The following is a 17,833-nucleotide window of genomic DNA, read 5'->3' on the forward strand; positions in this document are numbered from 1 at the left end:
GAGCCGGTGCCCAGTGCCAGCTGATCCGCGCATGAGAATCAAACTGCCTGGCAGCAAAGTCGCTGGGCCACATTGCCGGTGGAGAATGCCGAGTCCGCCGGTGATGCGGCCGAGTAAGACACCCGGGCGGGCTCGGGGCCGGTGTGACGGCGATGCTCCCCAGATGCCTGGTGCCGGTGCCAGGCAAGAGTTCCGGCCGCCCGGCAGCGACTACTACCAGGTCCTCGCCCCCGCAGCCCGCAAGGCCGTCGAGGAGGTGTACGCCGCCGAGTTCGACCGCCACGGCTACATCTGGTAGCGCGCGCCAACAGCAACGGCCCGCCTCTCCCCGTGACTGGGAGGGGCGGGCCGTCGGCTGCGACTACGCGGCCGGCTCGGCGACCGCTCCGGTCAGCCGGGCCAGGTCGGCAGCGAAGGCCGGGTAGGACGTCGCCACCGAGTCCCAGCCGTCGATGATGGTCGTGCCCTGGGCCGCGCACGCCCCGGCAACGGCGGCCGTCATCGCGATCCGGTGGTCACCGTGGCTGTCGACCCGGCCAGGGCGCAGCCGGGACGTGCCCTCGATGATCATGCCGTCCTCGGTCTCGGTCACCCGTACTCCGAACGCCCGCAGCATGCGCGTGGTCGAGGCGATCCTGTCCGACTCCTTTGCCCGCAGCTCGCCGGCGCCGGAGATGACCGTGGTTCCTTCGGCGGTGGCGGCCGCCATTGCCAGGACGGGCACCTCGTCCACGATGCCAGGGATGTCCTCGGCGGTGAGTTCCACCGCGTGGAGCCGCGACGCCCGGACGGCCAGCGTCCCGATGGTCAGGTCGAAGTCGATGTCCGCGCCCATTCGCTGCAGGACACCCACGAAGTCGGAGCGCCCGAAGCCCGGGTAGAGGCTCTCGACGGTCACCCCGCCCTGGTCGGCGAGCAGCGCGGCCACGGCCCAGAACGCGGCCTGGCTCGGGTCGCCGGGCACCGCGATGTCCGTGCCCGTCAGCTCGCACGCCTCAACCGTCACCCGGTGTCCGTCCATGCTCACCCGGGCGCCGAACTGCGCGAGCATCTCCTCGGTGTGCGCCCGCGTCGGGTGAGTCTCCTCCACCGTCGTGGGACCCTTCGCGGACAGACCCGCCAGGAGGACCGAGCCCTTGACCTGCGCGGACGCTTCCTTCGGGGCGTAGGTGATCCCGGTGAGGCTGCCCCCGCGGATCACCAGCGGTGCCAGTCGGCCACGCTCGCGGCCGTCGACCGTGGCGCCCATGCTGCGCAGCGGCCCCGTGATCCGGTCCATCGGCCGCCTGCGCAGGAAGCGGTCCCCGGTGAGGACCGAAATACCGTCCAGCCCGGCGCAGACCCCGGCCGTCAAACGGATGCCGGTGCCCGCGTTGCCGTGGTCCAGGACGTCGTCCGGCTCGTGGCGGATCGGGCCTTCCACCCGCACGCGGCCCTCGCCCCCCTCGGCCACGGTCACCCCGAACCGCTCGATAGCCCGCAGCGTGTGTGTCACGTCCTGCCCCCGGGACAGGCCCGTGATCACACTGGGGCCGTGGGCCATCGCCGCCATCAGAACAGCCCGGTGCGAAATGGACTTGTCGCCGGGCACCTGAAGCGAGCCACGGGCAGGCCCAGTCCCACTCACCTGCAGGCTGGAGACGGCGTCGAGATCGGAAACGGCGGGAGTCATGGCGCTTCTTTCTCTGAGGAAGGAAACACGTACGGCCTGGCAGCAGCGACCGGGCGGGACGGAACGTGTCCGAACGATCACGCTCCAGAACTGACCATACGCGCCGCGCACCGCTCCATGGGCTCCCATCCCCGAAGTGAGCACCGGGCTGAGTCGCCATGCGGACATCACATCCAGCGGCTTTCAACCCCGCCTTGGCGGTGCCCCCGCGGCTGTCCGTCGCCCTCGACCCGCAGGACCAAGCCGGCTTGTCCCTCAGCGCCTGTCCCACTCAACGGCACAGGACGCCAAGTCGTTTCCCGCGTGACGCAGTCTTTCGCTGCCGCAGAGGGATCGGCCTGCTTGGGGCGCACAGGCTCGTATCAGTCGGTCAAAGCAGGGATCCATGTTGGCCACGTGGACGCCCCGCTGCAGCGACCGGCCAGCACCATGCAACGTCATGCTCGTGGGCCAGCGCAGCGATGCCAGCAGCAGTGGTCCAAACCCGCCACAGAACAGGACTTGCCCATATGCATTCCCTTCCGGAGGCGCTCGTGTACGCGATGGTGGACGAGCGACTACGTGAAGCTGCGCGTCAGCGCTTGATCACTCGCGCGATCGCAGTGCGGCGGCGGCAGCGGCGCGCCGCCCGCGATGAGCGACGGAATCGCCGGGCCTTGCGGCGGCTTCCGCCGCACCCGGGCCTGCCAGAGGTTGCCGTACAGCGCCATTCATCTTGAAACCTCCCCCTTGTGCACGAGGGGATCCCTAGCTCACGTTGCCTTCCCGCCCGGCGGGCGTGCGGGCGCAGGGGCACTCACACGGCTGGGGCGCATCGCTGGCAGCGTTTGTAATTGCGGCCGCCCTTCGGGCCGGTCCGCTCGGCGATCCACGCCCGGGCTTCGTCCGTGGTCATGACGTCGAAGCGGGGGTAGCTGCGGGATCCCTCGAAGCACTCGCCGTAGTGCGGGTCGACCGTGTGGCTGAAGTCATTGAGCGCTGCCAGATAGTCATCGCCTGTGGGCCGGGCGTAGTTCGATGGCATCTCACGCGTGACGACGGAACACGACGTCTCGTGAAGGCCTTGTCGGCCTGCGGCGAACGGATACATCTCCGGCTGTTGCAGCCGCTTCCAGCGATCGTCTGCATGGTCGAGCAAGGCGTCGAACCATGAGCGGCGTTGCTCGCACAGCACGCATCCCCCGGCCTCCCGGCACGCGTTGCGCAGCTCGTCGGGGTCTTCGGACTCCCAGCACCGGAATGTGTCGTACAGCAGGTCGGCCGATTTGAGCAGCACACTGCGGGCATCGTCCGCGGTGACCCGTCCGTCGCCGATCCGTTCAAAGAGCTCCAGCACGGCCGGCAGCTCAACGGTGTAGCCCCAACCCTCACGGATAGGGCTCCGCCGCTCCTGTGCGAACAGCTCACCGAATCCCAGCCGTACGGCTGGGATCACTCCAGTGGCGAACTTCAGGTCCACCGCAGCACCGCCGCTTGAGAACTCCGGTGCAGGATCAGGTTCCCAGATCAGATCGTCGTCCGGGCGAAGGTTTTGCGCGGGCGCGCTCAACCGAGGCTGGGGCACCAACTTCCGCTTCGCCACCGGCTGATGCCCTCCTCGTCGTGACCGCTTCCTCTGCTTCTTCTTCGGCACATGGCCTCCTATCGTTCAGCATGGCAACCAGTATGTGGATCTGGACAAACCCTATGGACTCGCGCTGCCACTCCCCATCAGGGCCCGCGTTCCCCGGGCCCCACCCGATCGAAGCGAGACCAGGCACCAACAGGTCACACTGAGCTCAGGTTCTGGATGCGGGCTGCCTGAGCAATGGCGTACTGGCACAAACGGAGCCCGTAGAGGTCGAGGGCGTCATCGGGGTCTTCGGCATAGTGGTCGGCGACCGTCGGCCAGTTGTTCCACGTGGCCTGAGCGGCTGCCCGGTCTGTATCGGTACGCGGCCGCGCGGCGGCAGTCTCGGCCTCCAGGCGCTGCTTGAGCTTGATGTAAGCCGCCCACTCCGGGTTACTCATCGGCGCAACCGTGTGCTCGCCGGGCGACAGCGCGGGCTCCGACACCTGCACAAGCTGCTGGTCGTACGCCGCGATGGCCTTCAGCCGCTGGGAGATGAACAAATCCGGGCGCCGGGGGCGCCAGAGCATGCCGGAGCACATCGCCGTGAGCTCAGCGACGATCTCGCGGGCGTCCAGTCCGCGGTCGGTCAGGGGACGCAGCACGAACTCCAACCGCCGCAGCGGCACACGCTGCGTCCACGGGACCATGGCCCGCACCAGCCGGACCGTCCGCTCGGCCCGGCGCACATCGCTCGCCGTACGGCAGCGGCCTCTGACCGGGGCGCCTTGGGGGGACCTTCGTGCCGTTGACCGGCTCGCGCGCTGGCGCGAGGTGTAGTTACAACCACCCACTACCTTCGCCTGACCCACCTCCTTAACCCCGGCACGGGAAGGGGTCTCACAGGCATCCGAACTCGCTTTATCCACAGGCGAGTTATCCACAGCCGCCACCCGTGCAGTGCCCCGCTGATCCACGATGATCCGAGCCGCGTACCCGGACCCGACGATGATGTGACCGAGCGCGCGGTCGTAAGCGGCCGGGATCACCGCCCCGTACACCGTCGCGGTTGCTGCATACCCGGCCAGGCCACGCGCACGACGCACATTGGCCCGGCTACCGCGCTGCACCCACACCAGTGCGCCCATCTCACGGAGATACGCCACATGCCGGCTGACCGTCGCTCGCGACAGCTCTAGCCGGTCCACCATGCCCGCTAGGCAGTACCTGACCTCACCGCTGCTGTAGTCCATCCGTGCCGCGAGATCCCGCGCAACCGTCAGCGTCGTCGCCGACGCGCGCGGATGGAGCCCCTGCCCGATCAGCCACTCGACCGACCGCAGCCATCGCCGGGGGCCAGAGCGTCGAGCCCGTGTCCGCCCCACCACCTGGTCGTCGCCAGGCACCACCGCCACCGAGGGCTCCGCCTCCCGGGCGTCCTGCGACTGGGCAGAGGATTTGACCGCCGCGCTCACGAGCGCGCCCGGGAGAATCGCGCGCGGGACGCCGTCCACGTCCGCTCGCATGGCGGAGTGGCTGACTCAAGGAGAAACTGTGACCCGACAGATGGCGCAATAATCATCAATCGGGCATGAGTGGGCTGACAAAGGGCAGCGTGATGCTGCAACATTGAGGCATGCCTCGCTTCATCTTTGAGGAGGGCATAACGAAGGGCCTTCTGGCGCTTCGCTGGTTCGGCCAGAACCAAGATCGAACCGTTCGACCGGCTGCTAACCGGACGAACAATCCCTTCAGAGGGTCGGCAAACCCTCTGGTGGCAGGTGGGGCGCCATAGCCCGGTGACGGCAAATCACCGAGTGGCTGGGCGCCCCGGCGGCTCGAAGACCCGCTCAGCGGGCGCCGCCGGTTACGATTACGTCATGGCGGCCCCTCCTTCGCGGGAAGTGGTGCCGGCACCCGTCACGCCAGGGCGCTTCGGGGTACGCACGAGTGACAGCGTGCGTACCCCGAAGCGCCCTGCGCGTTCTTGGAAGTTGAGCATGTCGTCACCTGACTCTTGGTGATGGAGGTGGCGGTCAGCTGGGCATCGTCACGGCGATCCCGCTTGCAGCTCCCGTGCTTGCTCAAGGCAGGGGCGTCTCTTCGATCAGAGATCTTTCCGGTGGGCAGCCTACTCGATCAAATCGGCAAGGCGCACCCCTGACAACGCAGCGTACGCAGGGCCCTTGTTGTAGCCCTGTCGGGACTCCAACTTGCCCGAAGACACCGGCCTCGCGTCCGACCGGACGTCCGTCAGTGGTGAACAGCCGTGGGCTGAGGGCCCGTTACCCGGCTTCGCCCAGTTTGATGGAGTGGGCCACGACGAAGGCTGCGGTGTCCATCACGGTCTGCTCGACGGCCAGCGGGCGCATCTGCGCGTCCCACACGGTCACGCGGGAGTCGAGCACAAAGCGTCCGACGGGGATCTCGAGAAGGTCGCAGTCCTCTCTGGAGGGAGCTCTGCCCCGGGTTTCCACCACACCCTCCGCGGGAGAAAGCCCGAGGTCGGACAGCAGGACGGTCAACCTGCGCGGAGAGGCATCGTCCTTGGCTGCGCAGGTCGCGGGGACCAGCTCGGCAGGAACGAACGTGCGCGTCAGCATCACCGGCCGGCCCTGGACGGAGAACCGTGCCCTCCAGGTCAGAGCTGCCTGCTTCGTGCCGAGTCCCAGTACGGATGCGACTCCCGCAGGCGGCTGCTCGGAGGTGACACCGATCAGGTCGATATCGAAAGCCCGGAGCTCGCCCGCGGCCCAGGCGCCTGCCCTCCCCTGGGGCTCGGCGGGATCAGGACAGGGCTCGTACCTGATCGCCAGCGGGGTCTGCGCGTAGACGCCGGATCCACGCCGTCCGATTGCGTGCCCGTCGTTCTTGAGGAGGTCGACGGCGCGGTTGATGGTCCGGCTCGCCACCCCGAAGTTCGCGGCGAGCTCATCCTCGCCGGGCAGTCGCTCGCCATCCGCGTAGACGCCCTGCGCGATGTCCGACCGGAGCTGGTCAGCGATGTCCACAAACACGCGCTGCGCGCTCGACGCGTCAGTCATTCCGCTCCTCTTAGCTCTCCCGTCGGACCCTGATCGTACGGGGCGGAACGGCGTGGGACGAAGCCAGACTCTGGCGCGTGAACCATTAACACCCGAAAGTTCCTTACGGAACAACTTGAGTTCCTTACGGAACTTCTGCTTAGCTGTGATCGGCACCGAGCAGCCCAGCACCTAGGGGCTGCACGACTGCCCACTTCTGCTCGCGTGCTCCGCCTGCACATCCAGGCCCAACACGCGCGAGAAGCGGCAGTTGCGGTTCCCCGCCTGCGGCGCCAACCGCCCCACGAGCAGTACGGGATGCGGCACCACGCCGGCAGACAACTGCACCACTACGTCGGACTCGCCGCCGATGTCCTGCGGCGACGCCGACAACGTCCAACAACTGCACAGCGCGATCCACCGCACGCACGACAGCCGTGACCACGCCATCGAGAGCCGTGGTCCGCCGGCTGGGGCGAGTGGAGACCAGCCGGCCGAGAAGGGGCGCACGCCCACGACGTACCGCGCAACCGGCTCAAAGAACGACGCGACCGACCTTGACGCTGCAACGACGCCCGGGCGGATCTCCCCGGGGGAAGCAGCCTCGCGTCCAGAGATCACCGCGCGGCACTGCCACGCAACCAACCAACCAGCAACCAACGTCGCCGGTGCCCACCGAGCCGCTCAACTCGGCGCGCACCGACGGCCTCGGCTGCTGGTGGCCCAGCCACCCCCGCCAACCGCACACCACGTGCACCCGCACCACCCGCTCACTCCGAACCGGCGCCTCACTGCGCGCCGGACTACAGCCAACAGCACCCAACCTGGGAGGTACGCCATGGACTGGCGTCACAACGCCGTTTGCCGCGAGGAAGACCCCGAGTTGTTCTTCCCGGTCGGCACCACCGGCCCCGCGCTCCTGGAGATCGAGGAGGCCAAGGCCCTCTGCCGTCGCTGCCCCGTCATGGATCAGTGCCTGCAATGGGCGCTCGAGTTCGGTCAGGACTCCGGCGTCTGGGGCGGTCTCAGCGAGGACGAGCGCCGTGCGATGAAGCGCCGGGCCGCCCGCAACCGGGCGCGCCAGGGCTCGGCTTGAGCAGTCCGCCGATCAGGCACGGCCCTTGCCCCTCCGAAAGCTGCGGCAGGGGCCCGCCGTGCCCGTCCGGACCGGTCCGAGCGCCTTCGCGCAACTGCGCGAGAGACGAGAGCGCTGCGCGTATCCGTTCCGGCGCTGGCCGGAGGCCCTTACCGGCCCTGTCGAAGGGGCAGCCGCTTCGTCCGCGACATGCCCCAGCAACCAACCTCCAACCAGTCATTGAGGAAAGATTCCTATGGACCTGCGTGTGCGTGAATACTTCGGCTTTGCCGAGCCCTCCAAGCACGCCAACACCGAACAGCGGCAGACCCGCCGCCTGGTGACCGTCGCCGCCACTGGCACGGCGGCAACCGCCGCCGCCCTCGTCCTCATGTGGGGAACCCTCGCCACCCCGGCCACCGCCGCCGACAAGTACGTCGGCTACGAGGGCCCGACCGTTGACATTCACCCCAAGCCGGGTACCGGCGGTCTCTATCTCCGCGATGTGGGAGGGCACATCAAGGGCCTCATGGGTGAGAAGGACGAGGCCAGCGTGTTCGGCTGTCATCCCAACGACCCCACGCTGGCGTGGGTGGTCCAGATCACCCACGGCAACGGCGGATGGGGCACCTACAAGGGGTTCGTCCGGTATGCCTACGCCACGACCGAGGACAACCTTCCGGTGCCGTGTGGCGGATGACCGGCTGACCGGGACCGCTGGGCGCCGTGTCCGACCCCGCCTCTAACGGGGTCGGACACGGCCCCGGCCGCCCGGGCCAGCAGGCCACCCCGTAGGGAAACGCACCGCCCGGACGACCGGCGCGGGCCAGTGAGGACACACCAGCCCGCATGCCACGCAACTACCAGAACCACCCTGGAGGACGCAGCAGTGAAGAACCATATCGCCGACGTCTACCGGCGGATGGAGCGCATCCGCGAAGCCGCCGCGGGCGCTCAGCTTGCCCGGCACGGCTGTGAGCAGATCCAGCGCGCCAGCGGCAGTCGCTGATGACCTGGGACTGGGACGACTACTTCAACTCCGGCGGCCGTCCGTGCCCGGATTCCCGTGAGGGGGTTGCGCCGTCGCGGCACCTGCGGCTGGTCCGGGAGATGAACTGGGACCCCTACTTCAACTCCGGCAGCGCGCCGAGCCGGGCGCGCCAGAGACGAAGCGGCCCGGTACACACCCGAGCAGTGGTGCGCCTCGCGCCCGGAATGCAGTCCGTCACCTAGGCGCCTCACAGTCGCCGGGGGGGGGGGGGGGGGGGGGGGGGGGGGCGCCGCCCCCCCCGCCCCCCCCCCCCCGCGGGGGCCCCCCCCCCCCCCGCCCCCCCCGCCCCCCCCCCCCCCCCCCCCGCGGGGGGGGGGCGCCCGCCCCCCCCCCCCCCCCCCCCCCCGGCCTCATCCCCCAGGCCGCCAACGGCTGGCATATCGGATGCCGGTTGGCGGCCTCGCGCGCGCCTCCCGCCCCTGCACGTGAGCCGAGCGGATCGGCCGAAGGGAATGACCATGCAGAACACACCCCTATCCGACCGCAGCGCCGCGGAGTTGCTCGCCCAGGCTAAGGCCGCTGAGCACGCGGCTACCGCCGCCATGCGCAGCGGCGACCTCGAGCGGGCCCGCACACTCGCGCTCATCGGCCGGCTCCGAGTGGACCTTTCGTACCGGCAGGCAGCGCTTGAGTGCCCCGACTGCGAGGGCCGCGGTCTTGTTCCCGCGGCACGAAGGGGCGACGACTGGCCGACGTGCCCGAACGTCGTCGCGCATCCGAAGAGCACCTGCATGTGCGGCGGAAACCAGTGATCAACGCCAGGGCGGCACTCCTTACCCCAAGACCGCCAGCACATCCGACCAGATCGCCCCCCGAGACAGCTTAGGAAGGAAGCCCACCCATGCTCGAACTGCCGTTCCTGCCCTGGGGCGCCGCCGCTGCAGCGCTGACCGCACTCGTCTTCAGCATCAGCGGGCACCGCGCCCAAAGCTCCACGCTGTTCGCGTGGGTCCTGTGGCCGCCGATCGCGTGGACGGCGACGTGCGCCGCACTGGGCAGATGCCTTACTGAGGTGTACGCGATCGGACTGCAGACGACGCAGGTGATCAGCCTGACGATCCTGCTCGGCATGACGGTCCAGATCCTGCACCGCGCCCTGAAACACCCCGTTCGGGCCGCGCTCGGTGTGCTGATCACCGCGACGCTTGCTGCCCCGTTTGTCACGGCCTACGCCAGCACCACCAGCGCCGTGGACGCGTATCTGTTCCTCCTGGGACAGCACCCCTGGTATGGGGCCGTGTCGGCCCCGCTGTTCCTCCTCCTGTTCTTGGAGTCGATCAGCAAGGCCCACTGGCTGCTCAGGCCCTGATCATCTGCTCCCACCCGCAGCACCGGCCCCCGGACCGGCCCGTCCACGGCGTCCGGCGGTCCCTTCACGTACGGCGGCGCTGCAAGAGCGGCTCGTGCCATAGAGCAAGCCCACCACGGGGGACAGCCCTCCGCCGTTCCCCGCGCCTCCGCCGCCCGGAGCCGCCTCGCACAGGAGAAGCACGGTGACCACCACTCCCACCCCGCCCACGACGACTTCCCCGCCGACCCCTGACTCCGGGGTCCGGCGGCCTGAGCTGAACAGAGCCCAGCGCGTCATCGTCGGCGTCGTCATCGGCGGCGTGGTCGTGATCGCTGGCATCGGATTCGCCGGCTCATACGCCGCCGTCCGCGACCTGGCCGTCCGCAAAGGATTCGGGACGTTCGCACACGTCTTCCCGATCGGGGTCGACGCGGGCATCGTCGTCCTGCTGGCCCTTGATTTGCTGGTGACGTGGCTGCGGATCCCCTTTCCGCTGCTGCGGCACACGGCCTGGCTGCTGACCGGCGCGACCATCGCCTTCAACGGCGCAGTCGCCTGGCCCGACCCTCTGGGCGTCGGGATGCACGGCGTGATCCCGCTGCTGTTCGTCGTGGCCGTCGAGGCCGCCCGGCACGCGGTCGGCCGGCTGGCCAACATCACGGCCGGCCAGGACATCGAGCCGGTCCGCCTCATCCGGTGGGTGCTCTCGCCCGTCCCGACCTTCCTGCTCTGGCGGCGGATGAAACTGTGGGAACTGCGCTCGTACGAGCGAGCCGTCAAGCTCGAACAGGAGCGGCTGGTCTATAAGACCCGCCTGCACAGCCGGTTCGGCCGCGCGTGGAGGCGCAAGGCCCCTATCGAGGCACGGCTGCCGTTGCGGCTCGCCCGCTACGGTGTCCCGCTCAGCGACGGCCAGGACCTCGCGGCCCCAGCCGGACCGCCCCCCGCCGAGGGCAGCACCCTGGAGACGCACGTCACCGCCGCCCTCGCGATCGCCTCCGGCACGCAGCCCACCGTCGCCTCCTCGGGCATGAACGTTCCTTCTCCGCCCGCGGCCATCGCCGCCGAGCCCAGCGTGAATCCGGAAACGTCGGCGGAACCGGGCTCCGAGCGAGAAGCCGTGAACGGCGTGAACCGAGCGCCCGACCGTGAACGGGAAACCATGAAGCCGCGCACCGACGTGAACGTGGATCCGGCGGTTCACGCCTTCACGCCCTTCACGCCCTTCGCGGCCGACCCCGTGAACGGCTCATGGAAGAGCGCTTCACGCTCCAGGGTGAACGGCCGTGAAGGCAGCACCAGTTCACGCCTTTCCCCTGTGAACCAGGCCCACGTGAACACCGTGAAGACCGTGAAGTCGCAGGTCACAGCAGGTGTGAACGGATTCACGCCGATCGTGAAGCTCCGTGAATTCACGCGTGAAGGCGTCAGCGTGAACCGCGCCGACGGGACCGTGAAGCACGCGTTCACGCTGCGCGTGAACGACGCGGCAAAGCGTGAAGCCGTCGGCGTGAACGGGTCGCTGGACACCGTGAAACCGCTGACCGACGAAACCGTGAAGGGAAACCTCGACGAGCGTGAAACGCCTGCCGTGAATCACGGCGCGGCGGGCGTGAACGAGGACGTCGTGAATTCACGCCGCCCGCCGCGCGCACAGGCGGCCGGTGCCACGAGGCGTGAAGCCGTTCACGCCACAGTCGGGCGGCCCAACCGGTACAAGGCGGAGCGGGCGAGGCGTGCGGCCGAGTGGTTCGCCGCCAAGCAGGCCGACCCGCAGCTGACCCAGAGGGCCTTCGCACGAAGCATCGAAAAGTCGGAGGCCTGGCTGAGCAAGGCGATCTCCGAGGCACTGGAAGCCGAAGGGGGCACAGCGGATGGCTGAGCCTGCCGGCGACGACCTCCGAACCGTCACGCACCTGCCGCCCCGGTTCTCGGCCGGCCCCGGCACGTCGGCCGAGAACCACCGCGGGGCGCCGCCGCCCTGCCAAGTCATCGACGACGACGAGAAGTTCATCCGCCTGATGATCCAGCTCGCCCTGGAGGGAGAGCGGATCACCGGAGCCTCCGAGGAGGGAGGAAACGTGACCACCGCAGAAGAGAAGTCCGACCCGTTCCACGTGCCGCTGCCGGACGAGGCACCGGTGCACGAAGGCCCGGAGCCGCGCCCGGAGTCAGCTGATCCTGACGGTGGCACGGCACCGGCGGAACAAGCATCGTCGACCCCTGTAGATGAGGGTGTAGACGCCCCCGCAGATGCTGTAGATGCCCAGGTCAGCGCCCCAGAAGGGGGCGTGCCAGCTCCCCGGGGGAGCGGGGCGGAGCCTGAAATTCCGCCCATGCCGAGCACACCGCCCGCCACGCCGGAAAGCGACACGCATTGGTGGCGCGTCTCCCGGGACGGACCGAAGACCGCGGCCCCTTCGAAGGCTTCGCCGCGCGATGCCAAGTCCGGCTGGTGGGACCGCCTCTACAAGGACCAGGACGCCGACCTCGACACGCACACCGGGCACATCCTGACCGTCCCCGCCGATGGCGAACCGGTTCTCATCCAGGTCCAGAAGACCCCCGAGCCCGAGGCGCCCGACCAGGACGAAGACGAGGCGCCCGAGGAGTCTCCGGCACGCCCGCGGCTCGCCGATGTCCACAAGCCGCAGCCGACCCTCCAGATCCGCCGGCAGCCTGCGAAGCGGCGGCGGCTCTCCAGGTTCTGGCGGGTCATCATCTTCAACGGCTCCGCTGCGGCGGTGGGCACAGCCATCGGGCTGAACGCGTACCTGTCCCAGTTCCTGCCGGCCGCCGTCACTGCGGCCGGAGGGCTGCTCGGGGCGGGCATGGCCCTCGCCGGGGCGTTCGCAGCGTGGAAGGCCGCGGGCAGTGAACTGCTCGCCCCGTTCGTGCCGTTCGGCGCGCTGGGCCGCATCGGCGCGGTGTTCGTCTCGGCCGAGGTGGGACGCCGCCTCGGCCAGGCGGTCCTCCCGTACACCGCCGCCACGATCGACCGCTACGTCGGCCTGAACCAGACCGACACCTCCCTGCTCATCGTCGCCCTCACCATGTGCGGCGCCTCGGGCTGGCTGGTGTGGCGCACGCGCCACGGCAGCCTGCCCAAGCGCTGGCTGGCGCGCATCCCGCTGGCCACCTCCTTCCTCGTCTGCGCGCTGTACTCCAACGGCCCTGTTTTCTGAAAGGCACCACACCCGTGAACGTCATGAACACCGTGCTCGCCGCGCCCGCCTCCGGCGCCAGCTTCACCCAGGGCCTGGGAGCGGTCGGCCTCTCGTCCCTCGCGGCCGCTGGGTTCATTGTCCTGATCATCGCCATCCGCAACCGCTCGAAGATCACCAGGAAGTACTTCGATGACCGCCGCTACCTCGCCGGGCTCGCTGCCGTGACCGGCGTTCTGTTCATCATCGCCGGGGGCACGTGGCGGATGCTGGCCCTGGGAATCCACGGCACGGCGGCCTCGACCCTCACCGATCCGAACCTCGTCGCCGGAGCCTCGCCTGCAGGTATGGCCCTGATCCTGACCACTCTGGCCTTCCTGCCGGAGTGGCAGCGGCGGATTCCTCCGGCGTTCTTCGGTCTGGGTGCGGGCGTCGCATGGGGCCTCGCCGGCGCCCTGTGGGGCATCCTCTTCAAGGTGATCGGCTCCATGCTGGAGAAGCTGGCATGAAGGCGCTGCTCAAGGAAGTCAGCGTCCCCTTCAAGGGTGTCAGGCAGGCGCCGCGGCTGCTCCTCCTCCCGCTGCTGACCGGGTCACGCCTCATCGCCTCGTTCCTGCTGCGCGGACTCGGCCGTGTCCTCAAGCTCGGCTGGAGCGCGGCCATGAACCTCGACACCCCGCCCGCGCAGAGCGCACCGACCGCCACGGGCCAAGACGGCGGCCCCGCCAGTGAGTCCGGCCCGAGCACCACCGAGGTCGGTAAGAAGGCGGCTCGGGCGGCCTCCGATGACACGATCGAGCGGGTTGGCCTGGGCTGCCTGATCATCCTGTTCGCTGTGGCCGTCATCGCGGGGCTCATCTGGTTGTTCATGTGGCTTGCCTGGCCCTACATCGCGCCGTTCGTGCCCATCGGCTCGGCCGTCCTCGCGGTGGTGTGGATCATCGCCGCATGGATGATCGCTCCCCCGGTGCAGGAGAGCACCACCCAAAACGATCATGAAAAACCTGCGGGGGAGCAGTACCAGGAAACCGAGCAGGAACGGTTCACCCGCGGGCTGGTCCGGTTCATCGTGGCCGCCGTCCGGGACGCGGCTCCCGAGCACATGGGCGTTCACATCGCCGAACTCCTCGATCGCCTGCAGAAGGAGGCACACGGATTCGACAACTGGGAGCAGCTCCAGCTGCGGGAGTGGTGCACGGCCGCGGGGATCCCCGTGAGCAGGAACGTCCGCGCCAAGGGGAAGGGGCCCACCTGGGGGGTCCGCGCGGACGAGCTGCAGGAGGCATTCGGCACCTCCCTGGACGAGGCTGTCGAGACCCTCTCCCGGCCCGCCACCGCACCCCCCTCCGAGGGCCCCTCGGCCACCCCCGATCAGCCCGAGGAAAACAGCCCCGCCACACCACTCCCCGCACCCCCTACCGAGGGCCCCGTACCGGCCGGGCACAGCACCCCCGCCCAGGCCCACCTCCAAGCCGTTTCCGACCCCTCCCCCGAGGCCACCGCCTAACGCGGCCCCGTAGGGACGTAGATGCCATCTACACCCCCATCTACCAGGGCATCTACCACCCGTCTCACCTTCGTCGACACGCGCATCTACGGCCCGTCGACACTCCAACTCCCAACCACCCGACTCCATACGGGGCTAGCTCGCCACCGCGGCGAGAAAGCGCCTCCCGTCCACGGCAGCCGCAACTGGCCTCTACCATCCGGTTAAGCACCGATCGGATCAGGAGGCGGCCGTGCCGTACACGTACAACTGCCCACCGTGCGGCACAAGGTCCAGGAGCTACACCTTCCGCTCCGGCGCGGAAGGGCACGGCGTACGTCACCGCAACCGGCGCCACGACGGCGACTATCCCGTCGGAGAGAGCATTCAGCACATCGCTCGGGTCAGCCCGCTCACCCGAGCCGTCGCCTGGCACCCGTCGAAGGGCGACGTTATTGCTGCTGCTGTCGCCGTCCTTCTCGTCCTCTGGAGTGTTTGGCACGCGTTGACCAACTGACCCCAGGAGGCGACACACAGCACCCCGTGTGTCGTGTGCTGGCGTCAGTTCGTGCGTGCCCAGTGAGTCACGTCCTGCCCATGCCCCCTAGATCCCGCCCCGGGAACTCATGCCACGACGCCGTCCAGGAGCCTCCGGGGCTCCGCAGGACCGGTTGAGAATGCCGCGGGAGGCTCTCGTGCGCAGCCGGCGATAACGGGTGCACGGGTGGCGAGGCAAGCGGTGCCCTGGTGAGCGATCTCCCGGTCGGGGCCGCCGTCTCGATCAGCGCGGCACCGCTGTCGTCGATGTCGATGGCCTCCTGCCTCACACGGGTCGGCCCTTACCGGATACCCCGGAGCCCTTCGGCATGTGATCACTCGCGCCACCAGGGTGTCTGCCGCCGGGCATTCCGGCTCCAGGCCCGTACTACCCGCCCCCCCACACACACAAGGAGTGGCGCTCGTTCCGCCTCCGTGGGCTGCCCCAACACATCCGTTTAGAGGAGAGAGTTCGTGCCCCGATACAACTATCAATCCGCCCCTGGCCTCCCCATCAAGACCACCAACTTCAACGGAACGGCTGCGGAGTTCGCAGAGGCCCTCGCCGAAGACTGCCGTGCAGACCACGGCGTCGAACCCAACGTGCGAGTGTGGACAGGCCCAGTCACCGAACCGCCGGCTGCCGCTGCCCCCTGAGCTCAAAGATCCCCCTCTTGCTCGTTGGCATCCTGACGCGGGGACCCTGGCGGTAGGACATCACCGCTGACCGGAGTGCCCAGCAAAGCGTTACTCCGGCGCCTTGCTCGGGCTGATCACCTGCATCCGCCATCGATCACCCCCCTTGAGTCACCGGTGAACGATCGGTCACTGCTCACGGTTGCTCGAGCGTGGAGCGTGCGTCATGCGCGCGGACGCGACCGGTACACCTCTGCCGGGTTGCGGACCTAGCCGGTCGAGCCGCGACGCTGTCACCACCGGCCGCCGTCATCTGCGACACCGCCCCTCACAGCGACACCGGCATCCGGCACCGTGCCCGAACCGGGTCACGCCCCTCCCCCTGACCGACCGGCCCGCGTCGCCGTCATCCGCTCCAGGCGCAGACACCGCAGCGCACCACCACGCGGAAGAGCACCAGGAGCGGGTGACGACGGCCCCGGCCGACCGGCCGAAACAAGAAGAAGCCCTGACCGGCGGGTGCAACCGCCAGCCAGGGCCAAGGCACCACGCAACCCAGCCCAACCGCTAAGTCACAACTGGGAGCGCAGCAATGAAGAAGCTTATCGAGGACACCTGCTGGCGTATCGGCCGGATCAAGGAAGCGGCGAAGGGCGCCGAGAGCGCCCGCCGCATTCGTGAGCAGGCCGAGCTCGCGGGAGGTGCTCTCTGATGGCCTGGACCGGCAAGCAGCAGCAGGGACAGAACGCACTGAACAAGCGCATCAGCGATGCCCGCAAAGCACCCGTCCAGGGCAAGCCGGTGCCCGACAAGGCCAAGCGCAACGGCTCGATGAACACCTGACCGGCCGGACCGGTGTCGCCTTCGACCTCGCCTCCAACGGAGGTCGAGGGCGGCCCCGGGCCGACCGGCCACCCCCGCCCACAGCGGGTCACCATCGAGCAAGGAGCCATCGCACATGACCATTCGTTCCTACTTCGGCTTCCCTGAGCCCAGCACCCGCCGGCACGCCACCGACGGCCAGCAGGCCGAGTGCCGCACCGGGCGCCTCGTCACCACCGCAGCCACCGGCACGGCGGTCACCGTCGCAGCTTGCACGGCGATGGCGTTGACCTTCGCCGGACCGGCCACCGCCGAGCCCTTCAGCCCCAAGGGAGAGATCGTCGCAACCGACTTCGTCCCGTACGAGGGCAACTGGGTCACTATCAAGCCCGTCCCGGGCAGCGGGGGCCTGTTCCTGCGGGACACCAGCGACAACGTCCGGGGCCTCATGGGCGAGGGAGACCGCGCCATCGTCCTCGGCGCCCACCCCACCAACCCTCACCGCGTGATGGTCGTCCAGACCACCAGCGGCCACGGCGGCTGGGGTGTGGTCCGCGGATACGTAAACGCCGACTTCGCCCGCAACATCAACGGCGGCCCCATCCCCGTCGGCGGCTGACGGCCCCTCCGGCACGCCCCCGGCCCAACGGGTCGGGGGCACCCGCCCTCGTAGCCCAACCGGCAGAGGCCCGCGGCCCATAGCCGCACAGAGCGCGTTCGAGCCGCGGCGAGGGCACCACGAACAACCACCACCGCCGGGGCACGAGTCCCCGCATGCGACCGGCAACTTCCCACCCCCACGTCCTTGGAAGGGCACCGATGAACTCCATCGTCTTCACCACACGCGAAGCCACCACGCTGCACAAGACCACGCGTTTCCTGCGCCGCCTGGAAATGGACCTGCCGGGCACCGCAGACCCTAAGCACCGGGAGGGTGTCCTCCACGCGGCTCTGGCGCTGGAGGAGCAGGCCGACAACCTGAACTCGGGCCCGGCTTCGACGCTGCGCGAAACCCGGCGCCCCCTCTTCAACCACCTCGTCGCCCCAGTCGCCGGCGGGCTCGTGTTCCCCGACGAGGCAAAGGCGATGCTCGACGCCCACGAGGACGCGGCCCGCACCGAGGGAGCCCAGTTGGCGGAGCTCCGTATCAAGGCCGCGTTGCTCAAGCTCCACCCGAAGACCGCGAACCCCACGCATGGATGCTGCGCACCGCCGAAGGCGTGCAACGGTCACGGGCCGGAGTGCCGTAGCAGCGACCACGGCCTCGATCGGAAGTCGTGGCCATGCGGAACGCTGCGCGTCGTGGGCATCACCAGTGACGCCGACGCCGACGCCGTGCTTGCCGCTCTGGCCGGACCGGAAGGCTGCCCCCACAACGTGATCGACGGGAACGTCGGCCGCCACTTCTTCAAGAAGGGCGCTCTCGCCGACTCCCCGATCGCATGCATCCACTGCGGCAACCCCAAGCCGGACGCGAACACCGAGTGACCGCTGGCGAGTAGCCGTCCCAGGCCGGGCGCCTCCCGC

The 17,833-nt window shown here is 69.2% G+C and carries 18 protein-coding genes and 1 tRNA gene; 14 read left to right on the plus strand and 5 right to left on the minus strand.

The genetic code is table 11. The features are described from left to right. The first annotated feature begins 163 nt into the window (after positions 1-163). Positions 164-298, plus strand: coding sequence for a hypothetical protein (locus ACIBEI_RS22605; protein ID WP_398891518.1), 135 nt, complete (start codon positions 164-166; stop codon positions 296-298). Between the two features lie 63 nt (positions 299-361). On the opposite strand, the gene aroA is transcribed toward ACIBEI_RS22605, so the two are convergent. From aroA to ACIBEI_RS22630, 5 genes are all read right to left on the minus strand, one after another. Continuing rightward, complete coding sequence (gene aroA / locus ACIBEI_RS22610; RefSeq protein ID WP_398891520.1) at positions 362-1,672, minus strand: 3-phosphoshikimate 1-carboxyvinyltransferase; 1,311 nt, start codon at positions 1,670-1,672, stop codon at positions 362-364. Positions 1,673-2,229: 557 nt separating this feature from the next. After that, entirely contained in the window at positions 2,230-2,382 is a 153-nt protein-coding gene (locus tag ACIBEI_RS22615; protein ID WP_398891522.1) for a hypothetical protein, read from the minus strand. Positions 2,383-2,468: 86 nt separating this feature from the next. Further along, positions 2,469-3,254 carry a hypothetical protein gene (locus tag ACIBEI_RS22620; protein WP_398891524.1) on the minus strand — a complete coding sequence of 262 codons (786 nt, stop codon included), beginning with the start codon at positions 3,252-3,254 and terminating at the stop codon, positions 2,469-2,471. A 185-nt stretch (positions 3,255-3,439) separates the two neighbouring features. Next, a complete protein-coding gene (locus tag ACIBEI_RS22625) occupies positions 3,440-4,747 on the minus strand; it encodes a hypothetical protein (RefSeq protein WP_398891526.1) in 1,308 nt (435 codons plus the stop codon). Between the two features lie 759 nt (positions 4,748-5,506). Further along, complete coding sequence (locus tag ACIBEI_RS22630) at positions 5,507-6,265, minus strand: GntR family transcriptional regulator (RefSeq protein ID WP_398891528.1); 759 nt, start codon at positions 6,263-6,265, stop codon at positions 5,507-5,509. Positions 6,266-7,082: 817 nt separating this feature from the next. Here ACIBEI_RS22630 and ACIBEI_RS22635 point away from each other — a divergent pair. The 13 genes from ACIBEI_RS22635 (at position 7,083) to ACIBEI_RS22695 (ending at position 17,794) form a co-directional block, all read left to right on the plus strand. Then, on the plus strand, positions 7,083-7,340 hold the full coding sequence (locus ACIBEI_RS22635) for a WhiB family transcriptional regulator (protein WP_398891530.1): 258 nt from the start codon (positions 7,083-7,085) through the stop codon (positions 7,338-7,340). Positions 7,341-7,575: 235 nt separating this feature from the next. Further along, a complete protein-coding gene (locus tag ACIBEI_RS22640; RefSeq protein WP_398891532.1) occupies positions 7,576-8,019 on the plus strand; it encodes a hypothetical protein in 444 nt (147 codons plus the stop codon). 809 nt (positions 8,020-8,828) lie between these two features. Next, positions 8,829-9,122, plus strand: coding sequence for a hypothetical protein (locus tag ACIBEI_RS22645; RefSeq protein ID WP_398891534.1), 294 nt, complete (start codon positions 8,829-8,831; stop codon positions 9,120-9,122). An 89-nt stretch (positions 9,123-9,211) separates the two neighbouring features. Continuing rightward, the gene (locus ACIBEI_RS22650) at positions 9,212-9,679 is read left to right on the plus strand and encodes a hypothetical protein (RefSeq protein WP_398891536.1); all 468 of its coding nucleotides are present in this window, start codon (positions 9,212-9,214) and stop codon (positions 9,677-9,679) included. A gap of 256 nt (positions 9,680-9,935) precedes the next feature. After that, entirely contained in the window at positions 9,936-11,543 is a 1,608-nt protein-coding gene (locus tag ACIBEI_RS22655) for a DUF2637 domain-containing protein (protein ID WP_398891953.1), read from the plus strand. Then, positions 11,536-12,846 (plus strand): hypothetical protein, encoded by a 1,311-nt coding sequence (locus ACIBEI_RS22660; RefSeq protein WP_398891538.1) that lies wholly within the window; start codon positions 11,536-11,538, stop codon positions 12,844-12,846. The genes ACIBEI_RS22655 and ACIBEI_RS22660 overlap by 8 nt, the downstream gene beginning before the upstream one ends. Before the next feature lie 23 nt (positions 12,847-12,869). After that, positions 12,870-13,334: a hypothetical protein gene (locus tag ACIBEI_RS22665; protein ID WP_398891540.1), complete on the plus strand. Its 465-nt coding sequence runs from the start codon at positions 12,870-12,872 to the stop codon at positions 13,332-13,334. Then, positions 13,331-14,332 carry a hypothetical protein gene (locus tag ACIBEI_RS22670; protein WP_398891542.1) on the plus strand — a complete coding sequence of 334 codons (1,002 nt, stop codon included), beginning with the start codon at positions 13,331-13,333 and terminating at the stop codon, positions 14,330-14,332. Before ACIBEI_RS22665 ends, ACIBEI_RS22670 begins: the two co-directional genes overlap by 4 nt. A 232-nt stretch (positions 14,333-14,564) precedes the next feature. Then, on the plus strand, positions 14,565-14,828 hold the full coding sequence (locus ACIBEI_RS22675) for a hypothetical protein (RefSeq protein WP_398891544.1): 264 nt from the start codon (positions 14,565-14,567) through the stop codon (positions 14,826-14,828). 1,367 nt (positions 14,829-16,195) lie between these two features. Continuing rightward, the gene (locus tag ACIBEI_RS22680) at positions 16,196-16,327 is read left to right on the plus strand and encodes a hypothetical protein (RefSeq protein WP_398891546.1); all 132 of its coding nucleotides are present in this window, start codon (positions 16,196-16,198) and stop codon (positions 16,325-16,327) included. A 115-nt stretch (positions 16,328-16,442) separates the two neighbouring features. Next, positions 16,443-16,925 (plus strand): hypothetical protein, encoded by a 483-nt coding sequence (locus ACIBEI_RS22685; protein ID WP_398891548.1) that lies wholly within the window; start codon positions 16,443-16,445, stop codon positions 16,923-16,925. A gap of 44 nt (positions 16,926-16,969) precedes the next feature. Then, positions 16,970-17,045, plus strand: a tRNA-Met gene (locus tag ACIBEI_RS22690). An 80-nt stretch (positions 17,046-17,125) separates the two neighbouring features. Next, on the plus strand, positions 17,126-17,794 hold the full coding sequence (locus tag ACIBEI_RS22695) for a hypothetical protein (protein ID WP_398891550.1): 669 nt from the start codon (positions 17,126-17,128) through the stop codon (positions 17,792-17,794). The last annotated feature ends 39 nt before the right edge of the window (positions 17,795-17,833 follow it).

It is taken from the genome of Streptomyces sp. NPDC050988 (assembly GCF_044456225.1).
Lineage (GTDB): Bacteria > Actinomycetota > Actinomycetes > Streptomycetales > Streptomycetaceae > Streptomyces.